Below are 12,614 nucleotides of genomic sequence, written 5' to 3' on the forward strand. Positions count from 1 at the left end.
TTTTCAATAAGATCAAACGCTTCCGCAGGATCGCATTGCGTTGCGAGAAATCCGTCAGCTCATTCAAAGCCTTCGTTGATCTCGCATGCGCAATGGCTTGGATCAGCTAAATGCAGACGCCGCCTAGCGCCGGCTGCGCTTGACCTTCTTTTTGGTCTGGTCGGATTTGCGTTTCGCCTTTGCAGCCTTGCGACGGGGTGGTTTGCCGCCTTGGCGCGAAGGTCCGCGCGGTACATCCTCTCCCTCGATGCTGACCAGGTCGAGTGCAAGGCCACCGGTCACCGGGGCGGCCTCGCTCAGGCGGACCGTGACGCGCTGGCCCAACGCGACCGTGAGCCCTGTATCGGCGCCCGTAAGGGTACCGGCCTCGCGGTCGAAATGGAAGAACTCACGCCCCAGCGAACGCACGGGGATCAGGCCGTCGGCGCCCGTTTCGTCCAGCCGGACAAAGGCACCGAACTTGGCCACCCCGCTGATCCGGCCGGTGAATTCCTCCCCCACGCGTTCCGACAGGAAGGCGGCGAGATAGCGGTCATTGGTATCCCGCTCGGCGGTCATCGAGCGACGTTCGGTCTCGGAGATATGCTCCGCGGTGCCCTCCAGACGCTCCACCTCCTGCGGGCTGAGCCCGTCATCGCCCCAGCCATGGGCGGTGATCAGCGCCCGGTGAACCACGAGGTCCGCATAGCGGCGGATGGGCGAGGTGAAATGCGCATATGCTTGCAGCGCCAGTCCGAAATGCCCGAAATTCGAGGGCGCGTAATAGGCCTGTGTCATCGCCCGCAGGGTGGACATGTTGATGACCTCGGAATGGTCGGTGTCCTCGGCCGCATGGAGCAGGGCATTGAGATGCGAGGTCCTGAGAACCTGCCCCTTGGCCAGTGTCAGCCCGGCCGCCTCGGCCACATCGCGCAGGCTGTCCAGCTTTTCGGGCGGCGGTTCTTCATGCACCCGGAACAGAAGCGGCGATTTCCGCGCGATCAGCGTCTCGGCGGCGGCCACGTTGGCCAGCACCATGAATTCCTCGATCAGTTTATGGGCATCCAGACGATCGGCGAAATTCACGCTCAGAACCTTGCCTTCGTCGCTCAGCACCACCTTGCGCTCGGGCAGATCGAGATCCAGCGGTTGGCGGCGCTTGCGCGCCTTGGCCAAGGCATCATGGGCCGCGTAGAGCGGGGCGATCACCTCGTCCAGGAGCGGCGCGCATCTGTCGTTGGGGCTGCCGTCCGCGGCCTGCTGAACCTCGTGGTAATCAAGCGACGCGGCGGAACGCATGAGGCCACGCAGGAAACGATGCCCGATCTTTTCACCGTGCGCGTCGATCTGCATCCGGACCGCGATGCAGGCGCGCGGCACGCCCTCGTGCAGCGAACAGAGATCGCCGGAAAGACGGTCCGGCAGCATCGGTACCACGCGATCCGGGAAATAGCTGGAATTGCCGCGCTTGCGCGCCTCGGCGTCCAGTGCCGAACCGGCGGTGACGTAATGGGCGACATCTGCGATGGCGACCCAGATGACATGGCCGCCCTCGTTCCTGGGATCGTCATCCTCATGTGCCCAGACCGCATCGTCATGGTCACGGGCATCGGAGGGGTCTATCGTCACCAGCGGCAGGTCGCGCAGGTCCTCGCGCCCCTTGAGCCCTGCCGGCTTCATCCGGTCCGCTTCGGCGATCACTTCGTCGGGAAACTCGTCAGGGATGCCGTGCTGGTGAATGGCGATCAGCGACACGGCCTTTGGCGCCGAAGGATCGCCGAGGCGCTCCACGATCCGGGCACGCGGCAGACCCATGCGGCCCTTCGGCCCGCTCTGTTCGGCCTCGACCAGTTCACCGTCCCTGGCGCCGCCGGTGGCATCGGACGGTACCTGCCATTCCTTGCCGTCGCCCTTGTCGATGGGAACGATGCGACCGCCCTCCTCTCCCTTGCGGAAGACACCCAGAACCTTGCGCGGGTTGGTGCCGATGCGCCGGATCAGGCGGGCCTCGTAGTGATGCGCCTCGCCTTGTATCTCCTGCAGCCGGGCGAGGATCCGGTCTCCCTCACCAAGTGCGGGATCGGACGCGCGCGGGACAAGCAGAACGACCGGCTCAACGCCCTCGCCGTGCCATTCGAGGGGTTTGGCGGTGAGGTCGCCGTCGGACGTCTGGCCGGAGATCTGCAACACGCTCACTGGCGGCAGGCGATCAGGATCCCGGTAGGTCTTCTTGCGCTTTTCCAGATGGCCTTCCTCCTCGAGTTCCCGAAGAAGGCGCTTGAGATCGATGCGCGCCGCGCCCTTGATGCCGAAGGCCTTGGCAATGTCGCGTTTCGAGGTGAGGGTCGGGTTGTCCGCGATCCATCTCAGGATGTCGGATTTGCTGGGCATATGGCTCATGGCGTTCGCCTAGCATGCCTGCCCGCCGCCGTCATCAGCGAAGACACCCCGCGCCGGCGCGCTCGTCAAGCCCGGCCGGGCTTGCCTCGCCAGATCCGCGGCCGTATCCACGTCCGCCAGCGTATCGCACAGTGCCACGCGCACGCCACCGAGGCTGGCGATACTGTCGGCGAGCGCATGCGGGCCTGACCAGCGGACATCGCGGAACATCCCTGCGGGTGGGGGCGCGGTGCGCTTCATTCCCACCAGCCAGAAACCGCCATCGGGCGCCGGCCCGAACACGGCGTCATGATGGCCGAGCATGTGGAACGCGCGGGCGATATGGGCCTTGGAAACGCCGGGAATATCAGCCCCGATCAGGCAGACCGGTCCGGGTGCCGTGCCGCCCAACAATCGCTTCATGCGGCGTCCAAGATTGCCGCCGCCCTGTTCGATGCGCGGGATATCCGCGGGCCAGGCGCGGGAGGTGACGGCGTGATCCGGCGTCACCGCCAGCAGAACCTGCCAGCGCGGATCCCGGACCTCGCGCAGAAGACGCCGCACCTGGTGACGGAACCACCACGCCGCCTCCACCATCCCGATCTCCCGCCCCAGTCGCGTCTTGACGCGGCCAGGCCTGGGGTCCTTGACCATCACGACCAGCCGGGCGCGGCGGCGCATCATGAGAAGTAGAGGCTCAGGATACGCGCGTAGACGGCCTTGAGCGCGTGGATCTGGGCGATTTCGACATTTTCGTCCACCTGGTGCATCGTCTTTCCGACAAGGCCGAATTCCACCACCGGGCAGTGGTTGCGCAAGAAACGCGCGTCCGACGTGCCGCCCGAGGTGGACAGCGCCGGAACGACCCCCGTTTCCGCTTCGACCGCCTCCGAGACGATCCCGGACAGGTATCCCGGTGGGGTCAGGAAGCTTTCCCCGGAAATCTTGACGTCCATGCGGCCCGTTACGTCGAACTCAGCTGTGACAGCGTCCAGTTCCGTTTGCAGCCACTCGGTGATCGAGGCGCCGGAATGGCAATCGTTGAAACGCACGTTCACCGTGGCCCGGCAACTGGCCGGGATCACGTTCGTGGCTGGGTTGCCGGTGTCGATCGTGACCACCGCCAGCGTGGAAGGGTCGAAATGCCCTGTCCCGGCGTCAAGTTCACGGGATGAAAGGCGGTCAACCAGTCGTGCCATCGCCGGCAGAGGATTCCGTGCCCGATCCGGATAGGCCGAATGGCCCTGCCGGCCGGTGACCGTGATCCAGGCAGAAAGCGATCCGCGCCGCCCGATCTTGATCATGTCGCCAAGGGTCTCCGGGCAGGTGGGTTCTCCGACAAGGCAGACATCCATGGCCTCACCTTCCGCCGCCATCCAGTCCAGGAGGGCCTTCGTGCCATCGACCGCGTCACCTTCCTCGTCGCCGGTGATCGTCAGGATAACGGCGCCATCCTCGGGCGGTGTGCCGGACACGAAATCAACCGCCGCGGCAGCAAACGCGGCAACCCCCGATTTCATGTCCGTGGCGCCGCGCCCCCAAAGCTTGCCGTCGGCCTCGACGGCGCCGAAGGGCGGCACGCTCCAGGCTGCTGCATCGCCCACCGGCACGACATCGGTATGCCCGTTGAACCCGAAGCTGCGGGTGGCCTCCTTCGGGCCCCAGCGTGCAAAGAGGTTGGCGATACCCCCCCGCTCCACGCGGGTGCAGTCAAAACCAGCACCGCTCAGCAAACCCTCAAGCAGGCTGAGTGCGCCGTGATCTTCGGGTGTCACGGAAGGGCAGCGGATCAGATCCGCGGTCAGGGTGGCGGGATCTACGGGTGTTCGTGGCATGGGCTTTCCAATCGACTTCGCACCGTGGCCTAGCGCGGATTGGAGTTCCGTGCAATTCGCCGCCCGCGAATGCCGTACGCTTCCGGTCCCGCGGCGCTGACCGCATAAACTCTTAACATGACGGCAAAAGACTGGTATTGAAACATCAAGAAAAACCCGGGGCAGGGTAGAGCAGTATTGACCGCAATGGATCGGTGTCCGGCTTACCGGCAAGTCGCCATGATCGCGCCACCCGCGTGGCCCGGTGTGATTTCCGCCCCGGTCTGGTCGTGTGAGGCAGGCATGGAACGTATCGCGGGACGGCGCAACGACGTCATCAATGGCGTGAAAGGGCTGGGCCCGGCCTTTCTTGCCCGTCGGGCCCATCGGAAGGTGCGTTGAAATGGGCTGGATCGGGCTGGCGGACGGCGAGGGGCAGCGCTTCGACGTGCGCGGGTTGCAAGCAGCGGGTGACTCCACCCCGACGCAGCCGCCGGCTAACGCGCTCCTGCCGTGCGGGACCATCCTAGTCGAAACCCGGCTTTCCCCCGACGTGCGGCCACGTGCGCTTCTGGAATTCGCTTATGATCAGCCCTTCAGCGGCGGGTTCAGCCTTCAGGCCCTTCCTGGCGGTGCTGTCATACTGGTGGACTCTCAGGATGGCGGTGTCCGTCACGCCACGCTGCGGCGGGATCCGGATACGCGGGCGGACGTGGCCCGGATCAGTTATAGCTGGGATGCGCCGCGCAGATACGCGCGGCTGGTGGTGGAGCGGCCTGAAGCCAACAGTGTCAGCATTGTCGAAATGGCTGAGCCGACGCCGATGCTCCTTGCCGATCTGTGCCGGATGATCCGCCGGGAGAGTACGCGGAATTGCGACCCCGGGAACAGTTTCGTTGCTGTTTCGGACAGGATGGAACCCGTGGGCCCGATGCCCGGTCTGGCGTCAAGGCTTCCCGTCGATTCGGCGCGGGGGACGTGCGAAGCGCGCCGATTGAGACGTGGTGACACCGTGAAATGCCCGGGTGAGGGGTTGGTGCCGGTACTGCAGCCGGTCAGGCGGACGGTTCCGGCAAGGGGAAGTTTCCGGCCTGTCCTCTTGCGGGCCCCTTATTTCGGCCTGTCGCGTGATATCCTCGTCGCACCGCAACAACGGATGGTGATGTGCGGGGCGCAGGTGGAATATCTTTTCGGCCACGAGGCGGTTCTTGTCGCGGCCGGACACCTGGTCAATGGCGTCTCGGCGAGAAGGGCGACGGGGGGACCGGATCTGATCACCTACCACCAGGTTGTTCTGCCGGGACACGAAACGCTTACCGTGGCGGGATGTGCTCTGGAAAGTCTGTATATCGGCCGGCTGCGGCGCCGACGCGAAGATCTGGCGGCAAGCGTTCTGGCGGGGGCGCCCCGGCCGGATTTGCCCGAGCACCCCAAACCTGTCTGGCCGGTCCTGAAGCCATTCGAGGCGATAACGCTTGCGGCCCACCGCGCGGCCTGAGGCGGTATCGGGTCCACGATACCCGGTTCACGAGGCAGGTTGCCAGGCTTGACGGAACTCCTCTAGTCGAAGAAAGGGGTCACCTGCGCCACTATGACGGCGTTCTCGTCGCGCGCCCGGCGCATCAGGGCCCGCTCTTCCTCGCTGATGTCATGGCCCTCGGCCTCGCGCTCTTCCAGGGTGCCGTAGCCCGAAACATCAAGTGGCGCCGTATCCGCCTGTTTCAGGATCGCCACCGTTTCCCGCACCGCCTCGGCTTCGTCCACCCCGCCCGCGAACACCATCAATGCCGCGCCCGTGGCCTCAACGGGAAGTCCGTCACCGGATTTGCGTCCGATCTCGACCAGAAGGGTGAAAACCTGCTGATTGCTTTTCCTGTCCGCCATCGCCTGTGCCTCCGCCGCCCAGAGATGCCCAATGGGGCCTGGTGCACCGCCTGCCGCAGACCGGCTTGGTTGTAAAGCCGCAAGCCCGCGCTTTCACGTGCTGCGGCCCTGAGAAAACTCGATGAATGCGCTGCAGAGTCCCGACGGGGGCAGGCGGATCCTTAACCCGTCGCCAGGGGGCAGGCGCCTAACCTGCCTGCAATCAAGTGAAGGACTGACCGGGCAAATGGCGATCACATCGGCGCTTTCCATCGACACATCAGCCTCCGCGATGGACACGGCCAATACCATGTTCGGCGCCGGTTTGGACCACGATGCGGACCTCGACCGCCACGAAATCATCTCCGCCGAGGGGCTGGAAAGCGAAAGTTTCCATCCCGGCCCGCAGGTCATGGGCGACATGGACGTGGCGACCCGGGCGGAACTCCTGACACTTTTTCCCGGTCTTCGGTCGGGTTATGGCCCGGCTGGCCGGCCGGAGGCCCGCGCCCGCCCGGGCGGCCGCGCACCGTCGCCCAGCTGTCTCCGGTTGAACGCAACACGCCTTGGGCGGCGGCTCGTCCGGCCATTGCCGGTGGCGCGGTTTCAATCCCGCAAGAGTTCGTTGATGCCTGTCTTGGACCGGGTCTGTTCGTCCACACGCTTGACGATCACCGCACAGTAGAGGTTGAGGTTGTTCTTCGTCGGCATCGACCCCGAGACCACGACCGAGTATGGGGGTACCTCGCCGATGAAGACCTCGCCGGTTTCGCGATCGACGATCTTGGTCGACTGGCCGATATAGACCCCCATACCCAGGACCGAGCCCTCGCGCACGATGCACCCCTCGACGACCTCGGATCGCGCGCCGATGAAGCAGTTGTCCTCGATTATCGTGGGGCCGGCCTGCATCGGTTCCAGAACGCCGCCAATGCCGACCCCGCCACTGAGATGCACGCCCTTGCCGATCTGCGCGCAACTGCCGACCGTGGCCCATGTATCCACCATCGTGCCTTCGTCCACATGGGCGCCGAGATTGACGAAGGAAGGCATCAGCACAACGCCCGGCGCGATATAGGCCGAGCGGCGCACGATACAGTTCGGAACGGCGCGGAAACCGGCCTCTTTCCATTCCGCGTCGCCCCAGCCCTTGAACTTGCTGTCGACCTTGTCCCACCAATGGCCACCTTGCGGACCGCCGTCCTGCTGTTCCATATCCTTGATCCGGAACCCCAGCAATACCGCCTTCTTGGCCCATTGGTTCACCCGCCAGGTACCGTCTTCGTCTTTCTGCGCCACCCGCAGGCGTCCACTGTCAAGGGCGTCCAGGGTCTCCTCGATCGCCTCGCGGGTGGCGCCGCCGGTGGTCGGCGAGATCCGGTCGCGGGTCTCCCACGCGGTTTCGATGGCGGTTTCAAGTTGGGCATTCGACATGGCCTGACACTCCCTTGGCGGCTCTTGGCAATCCCAATGGCCTATAAGGCTAGGCCATGCACGGCGCAATGCGACTATCCCTGGATCGGGTCCGGCGTGATATTGCCTCCGCAGATCAGGACCGCCACGCGTTCGCCGGGCTCGGGCCTGTAAGCACCCGATATCAGCGCCGCGAGTGCTGCGGCACCCGCCGGCTCGACCAGCTGGCGCATCTCTTGCCAGAGGGCGATTTGCGCGGTGGTGATCGCGTCGTCGCTTACCAATGTGCTGACCACGCGATGCTCACGCGCGAGCCCAAGGCAGATGTCCCCGATGCGGCGTGCGCCGAGGGCGTTGGCGGCCACGCCGGATACTTCGACATCGACAGGCGTGCCGACCGCCAGCGCGGCGTGCAGCGCGCAGGCATTTTCGGGTTCGACCGCAACGACCTTCCGCCGCCCTTCTAACCATGCCAGCGCCCCGGCGACCAGGCCACCGCCGCCGACGGCGATCAGGACCGTGTCAGCCGTCAGACCCTGATCCTCCCATTCCGCCATGCAGGTGCCCTGACCGATCACCGTGGCGGGCGCATCATAAGCATGGATCTGCATCGCGCCTGTTGTGGCCTCGTGGTCCCGCGCCCGGTCCAGGGCATCCGCGTAAACGCCCGGAACCACCTTTAGATCCGCGCCCGTACGCTCGATGAGCGCGATTTTGGCCGGTCCCGCCAGCTCAGGCACGAAAATCGTCGCCCGGTGGCCCAGTCGTGCCGCGGCACAAGCGACGGCCGCACCGTGATTGCCGCCCGATGCCGCGACCAGCCCGGCCTCCGGCACCGGGCCGGAGAGCAACGTGTTGAACGCGCCGCGCGCCTTGAAACTGCCGGTGTGCTGCAGGTGCTCCAGCTTGAACTCGACCGGACGCTCAATGACCATTCCGGTGGCCCGCAGGACAGGTGTGCGCCGCACATGCGGAACGATTCGTGACTGCGCCGCCTCAATTTCCGCTTTCCAGTCCATGCGCCCGACCTGCTTGCTGGCAATGAATTCGCTCAGGCTATACGCCTTGTTGGTGATCTCCAGCAAGGAATGAACGAAGATGGAAGATGAACGCCTGTTCCGAGACGCCCGATCCGACCGTGTTACCGCACGCGGTGTTCCGGATACGCCGCAGACCCGGGCGCCCGCCTACCGGCTGGCTTTTGCGGATGACGATTTCCTGTGTCGCGAAGAGCTGCGCCCGGTGCGGTTGCAGCTGGAATTGCTCAAGCCCGAAATGATCTTGAACGAGCGCGGGGTCCTGAGCACGGTTGTCCTGTTCGGGGGCGCGCGTATACCCGAACCCTCGAAGAAGGAGACGGCCAGGACCGAGACATTGGCCGGCCTTTCGCGCTACTACGACGAGGCGCGCGAGTTTTCCCGGCTGATGACCGAGAAATCAATGTCCACTTACGGGCGCGAATACGTCGTGGCCACCGGGGGCGGCCCTGGTGTGATGGAGGCCGGCAACCGCGGCGCCGACGATGCCGGCGGGATGTCGATCGGGCTCAACATCGTTCTGCCGCACGAACAGGCACCGAACGAGTACGTGACGCCGGGCATGTGCTTCAATTTCCACTACTTCGCGATCCGCAAGATGCACTTTCTCATGCGCGCAAAGGCGGTGTGCGTCTTCCCGGGCGGTTTTGGCACGCTGGACGAGACTTTCGAGGCCCTGACCCTGATCCAGACAGACCGGATGAAGCGTGTGCCCTTCCTGCTGTTCGGCGAGGAGTTCTGGCGCCGCATCATCAATTGGGACGCCCTGAGCGAGGCCGGTACGATCTCGCCCGAGGATCTGGACCTGTTCCGGTTCGTGGAAACCGGACAGGAAGCCGTCAGCATAATCGAGGACTGGTATGCGGAATGATCCGGTGGTGCCGGCCGCGATGGTTGCGGTCAGGCCGCCTGATGCCCTGGAAGGCTGCAGATTGCGGAGCCACGCACCAGCGAGGTCACGACGCGCCCCTCGTCGGTGTCGCGTATGCCGTAGCCGTATCCGCGCAGGCGATGCCGCCATTCACGGTCTGACACCGCCATGCGCCGTTCCCGCATCACGAGTTCAACGATCTCATGTCCGTTTTCCGAGTTTGCTCTGGTCATCGTTTCCTGCCTTCTGACAATTCCGAATATGCTCAGGGATATCCCTGCAGCATGGCAACAATCGTCACGAAATGCGGCGGCAAGAAGGATTCATCACGACACCGTCAGGTATCAATCCTGTCTGTTTGTCCCAGCTGTGGAACGTCGCGGCGGCTTGCCATTGCCGCGGTCACCAGAGCCCGGAAAATCGCCCTCTGGCGGTGCGCATAGAACAGGTGCTCCGGGTGCCATTGCACGCCCAGGGCAAAGGGATCGCGCCGCCGCTCTATCGCCTGGATCATGCCGCCGCGATCCCGTGCCGCCACCTGCAACCCTTGCCCCAGAGTATCAACCGCCTGCGTGTGCAACGCATTGACACGCATCGGATCCTTTCCGGCCAAACCCGCGAGCCGGGACCCCGGCTCGATACGCACGGTTTTGCGTGGCAGAATGGTCCGATAGTGATCGCTTGCCGCATAGGTCTTGTAAGCGTCCTGATGAAGCGAGCCCCCCAGGGCCACGTTCAGCATCTGACTGCCGCGGCATATGCCGAGCACGGGCTTGTTCAGGGCGAATGCCCTTTCCACCAGGCTTCGCTCCAGACTGTCCCGGTCAGGGTCCAGCCGGGCCGAGCTGACCAGTTTGCCGCCATAGAGGTCCGGCGATATGTCGTCCCCGCCACCGATGATCAGGCCATCGGCCCTTTCAAGCGCGATCTCGGTGCCGTCGATCAGCCTGGCAGAGCGTCCACCCGCAAGGCAGATGTTCATGGCAACCAACGGAAAAACCCGCCAGCCGGAGCGCCGCGAGGTGGTGACGGCAATCAACGGGCGTCGCATCGCGTCAACTGCCCGTTCCGGGGACGCCGTGCCGGCTCAGGATCTCTCCCGCGGCCGCAGCCCAGGCTGTGCGTGACAAGGCCACCACGCCGTGCTCCTCCAGCCATCTTGCGGAAAGTTCTTCCAGCAATACCCGGTCCCGGGCCACTCTCTCCACCAGCAGCCAGCGGTGCCATTCCCTTGCAAGCGTCCATTCCGGCTCGTCGATCCGGCAATCCGGGAGGCGGAAATGGAAAGCGGGCCGGGCGGAACTCGCCTCGGTTAGAACCTCCCGGACCCGAGGCCGGTCCAGGTGCGCAAAAACGGGCAGCATGTCCAGTGCGTGATTGCGCGATGTCGTTGCCAGGATATAGGCGTCGATCACATCGGTCAGGCGGGCATCGGGTCCAAGCGTGATCAAAGCGCGCACAAGCGATGTCGGGTACGGGTCGGCAAAGGGCAAAAGACGGCGCATGTTGTCGATCGGGTCCAACGCACGCAGCCAATCCTCGATCAGCGCGTAGGCCAGAAGCGGCGGCACCACGCCTGCAGAATCCCCTGACGAGATTTCGACGTTCAGGTGCACGCCAAAGCCGAAGAAGATGCCGCCGCCGCTGCCGATGGCGCCGGCCTTGCGCAGTTCCTCGCGAAGCCCGTCGAGACGCTGCAACCCATCGCGGTCCAGAGGTTCGGTCACGATTTCCACGGGTATCACTTCCCGGCCCAGGCTAAGGGCTGCATCCCGTAACGCCGACTCTCCGAACTTGCGCAGCGCGGTATCAAGGTAAATCTGCAGCCTTCCCAGTGTGCTTTGCTCCACCGTCCATATGACCGCATCCCTCTGTACTGCGCGTCCGTTCAGATATCTTGCGCAGACCCGGGCGCAATCCGCCTCTTCCAGCCCGCCAATCTCGATTTCCACACCGGTGAGGCGCGGCGATCCGTGCGCGTTCAGAGGATCGGGCAGAGGGGCGAAATCTGCCATTCGGTGACCCTTGCCGCCGGTCAACGCCCGGCGTCGGCCTCGATCTCGCGGCGGCTCTTGCGGGCGCGCTCCGTGTCCGATTTGAGCTGTCCGCAGGCGGCCATTATGTCTTCTCCGCGCGGCGTGCGGATCGGGCTGGCATAGCCCGCCTTGTAGATGATGTCGGCAAATGCTTCGATCCGGGTCCAGTCGCTGCGCTGATGCGGGGCTCCGGGCCATTCGTTGAACGGAATCAGATTGATCTTGGCCGGAATGCCCTTGATCAACTGCACCAGCCGCTTGGCGTCCGCGTCGCTGTCGTTCACGTCCTTGAGCATCACGTATTCGAAGGTGATCCGCTCGGAGTTCGACAGGCGCGGATAGTCCCGCAGGGCATTCAACAGGGTCTCGATGTTCCACTTCCTGTTGATCGGCACCAGCTTGTCGCGCACCTCGTCGGTGGTGGCGTGAAACGACACCGCGAGCAGACAGCCGATTTCCTCGGCGGTCTTGGCGATCTCGGGCACCACGCCGGATGTGCTGAGCGTGATGCGGCGGCGCGAGAGGGAAATCCCCTCGCCATCCATCGCGATCCTCATAGCGTCGCGCACGTTCTCAAAGTTGTAGAGCGGCTCGCCCATCCCCATAAGCACGATATTGCTCAGAAGGCGCGGCCGTTCGCCGGCGCCTTCGCCCTGCCGCGGCCACTCGTCCAGATCGTCGCGGGCCATCATGATCTGGCCCACGATCTCGCCGGCGGTGAGATTGCGCACCAGTTTCTGGGTTCCGGTATGGCAGAATGAGCAGGTCAGGGTGCAGCCCACCTGGCTGGAAATGCAAAGCGTGCCGCGCGTTTCCTCGGGAATATAGACAACCTCCACCTCATGCCCGCCGGCGATACGAGCGAGGTACTTCCGGGTGCCGTCCGTGCTGATCTGGCGGCTCACCATCTCGGGCGTCTCGATGATGAAATTCTCGGCCAGTTCGCGGCGATAGGCCTTGGACAGATTGGTCATCGCCTCGAAATCGCGCACCCCCCACTGGTAGATCCACTGCCAGATCTGGTTCACGCGCATGCGGGCCTGCTTTTCCGGGGTGCCATGTGCGACGAGGGTGTCGCGCAGCGCCTCGCGCGTCAGCCCGACAAGGTTGACCGGACCGTCCGGCAACTTGCGGGGAATTGTCATCACGTCATGGGTGACGGGGGCCGTGCGGGTCATTGTGCTGTCTTTCCAGAATTGAAGACATCCTGATACAGGATTTG

Annotated in this window: 13 protein-coding genes and 1 pseudogene; 4 read left to right on the forward strand and 10 right to left on the reverse strand. The window is 64.5% G+C overall.

The annotated features are described in order from the left end of the window. Positions 1–110, forward strand: a pseudogene (locus DQW77_RS18605) (IS5/IS1182 family transposase); the annotation flags it as partial. A gap of 13 nt (positions 111–123) precedes the next feature. Here the strand turns inward: DQW77_RS18605 and rnr are convergent. Genes rnr through dapE form a run of 3 tightly spaced genes read right to left on the reverse strand, consistent with a single transcriptional unit; the run spans position 124 to position 4,193 of the window. Further along, complete coding sequence (gene rnr, locus DQW77_RS14790) at positions 124–2,379, reverse strand: ribonuclease R (protein WP_113259000.1); 2,256 nt, start codon at positions 2,377–2,379, stop codon at positions 124–126. 9 nt (positions 2,380–2,388) lie between these two features. Continuing rightward, positions 2,389–3,042, reverse strand: a complete 654-nt coding sequence (locus DQW77_RS14795) for a TIGR04282 family arsenosugar biosynthesis glycosyltransferase (RefSeq protein WP_113259001.1) — start codon at positions 3,040–3,042, stop codon at positions 2,389–2,391. Next, positions 3,039–4,193, reverse strand: a complete 1,155-nt coding sequence (dapE, locus tag DQW77_RS14800; protein ID WP_113259002.1) for a succinyl-diaminopimelate desuccinylase — start codon at positions 4,191–4,193, stop codon at positions 3,039–3,041. Before dapE ends, DQW77_RS14795 begins: the two co-directional genes overlap by 4 nt. Positions 4,194–4,575: 382 nt before the next feature. Here dapE and DQW77_RS14805 point away from each other — a divergent pair, with 382 nt between their 5' ends. Next, positions 4,576–5,670: a Hint domain-containing protein gene (locus DQW77_RS14805; RefSeq protein WP_113259003.1), complete on the forward strand. Its 1,095-nt coding sequence runs from the start codon at positions 4,576–4,578 to the stop codon at positions 5,668–5,670. A gap of 62 nt (positions 5,671–5,732) precedes the next feature. On the opposite strand, the gene DQW77_RS14810 is transcribed toward DQW77_RS14805, so the two are convergent. Further along, positions 5,733–6,056, reverse strand: a complete 324-nt coding sequence (locus DQW77_RS14810) for a hypothetical protein (RefSeq protein WP_113259004.1) — start codon at positions 6,054–6,056, stop codon at positions 5,733–5,735. Between the two features lie 226 nt (positions 6,057–6,282). Here DQW77_RS14810 and DQW77_RS14815 point away from each other — a divergent pair, with 226 nt between their 5' ends. Beyond that, on the forward strand, positions 6,283–6,720 hold the full coding sequence (locus tag DQW77_RS14815; RefSeq protein ID WP_113259005.1) for a hypothetical protein: 438 nt from the start codon (positions 6,283–6,285) through the stop codon (positions 6,718–6,720). Here the strand turns inward: DQW77_RS14815 and dapD are convergent. Continuing rightward, positions 6,642–7,469: a 2,3,4,5-tetrahydropyridine-2,6-dicarboxylate N-succinyltransferase gene (gene dapD, locus DQW77_RS14820; RefSeq protein ID WP_113259006.1), complete on the reverse strand. Its 828-nt coding sequence runs from the start codon at positions 7,467–7,469 to the stop codon at positions 6,642–6,644. The genes DQW77_RS14815 and dapD overlap by 79 nt on opposite strands. Before the next feature lie 74 nt (positions 7,470–7,543). Next, positions 7,544–8,467 carry a threonine/serine dehydratase gene (locus tag DQW77_RS14825; RefSeq protein WP_113259035.1) on the reverse strand — a complete coding sequence of 308 codons (924 nt, stop codon included), beginning with the start codon at positions 8,465–8,467 and terminating at the stop codon, positions 7,544–7,546. Between the two features lie 79 nt (positions 8,468–8,546). Here DQW77_RS14825 and DQW77_RS14830 point away from each other — a divergent pair, with 79 nt between their 5' ends. Continuing rightward, complete coding sequence (locus DQW77_RS14830) at positions 8,547–9,356, forward strand: LOG family protein (protein ID WP_113259007.1); 810 nt, start codon at positions 8,547–8,549, stop codon at positions 9,354–9,356. A 29-nt stretch (positions 9,357–9,385) separates the two neighbouring features. Here the strand turns inward: DQW77_RS14830 and DQW77_RS14835 are convergent, their stop codons facing one another. The 4 genes from DQW77_RS14835 to rlmN all read right to left on the reverse strand — a co-directional run bounded on the left by DQW77_RS14835 (position 9,386) and on the right by rlmN (position 12,570). Beyond that, positions 9,386–9,589: a hypothetical protein gene (locus DQW77_RS14835; RefSeq protein ID WP_113259008.1), complete on the reverse strand. Its 204-nt coding sequence runs from the start codon at positions 9,587–9,589 to the stop codon at positions 9,386–9,388. A 104-nt stretch (positions 9,590–9,693) separates the two neighbouring features. Further along, a complete protein-coding gene (locus DQW77_RS14840) occupies positions 9,694–10,407 on the reverse strand; it encodes a gamma-glutamyl-gamma-aminobutyrate hydrolase family protein (protein WP_113259009.1) in 714 nt (237 codons plus the stop codon). A gap of 4 nt (positions 10,408–10,411) precedes the next feature. Then, positions 10,412–11,371: an amidoligase family protein gene (locus DQW77_RS14845; RefSeq protein ID WP_113259010.1), complete on the reverse strand. Its 960-nt coding sequence runs from the start codon at positions 11,369–11,371 to the stop codon at positions 10,412–10,414. A gap of 20 nt (positions 11,372–11,391) precedes the next feature. Further along, positions 11,392–12,570: a 23S rRNA (adenine(2503)-C(2))-methyltransferase RlmN gene (gene rlmN, locus DQW77_RS14850; RefSeq protein WP_113259011.1), complete on the reverse strand. Its 1,179-nt coding sequence runs from the start codon at positions 12,568–12,570 to the stop codon at positions 11,392–11,394. Positions 12,571–12,614: the final 44 nt, after the last annotated feature.

The sequence above is a fragment of the Roseovarius sp. TE539 genome (assembly GCF_003298505.1).
Classification (GTDB): Bacteria; Pseudomonadota; Alphaproteobacteria; order Rhodobacterales; family Rhodobacteraceae; genus Roseovarius.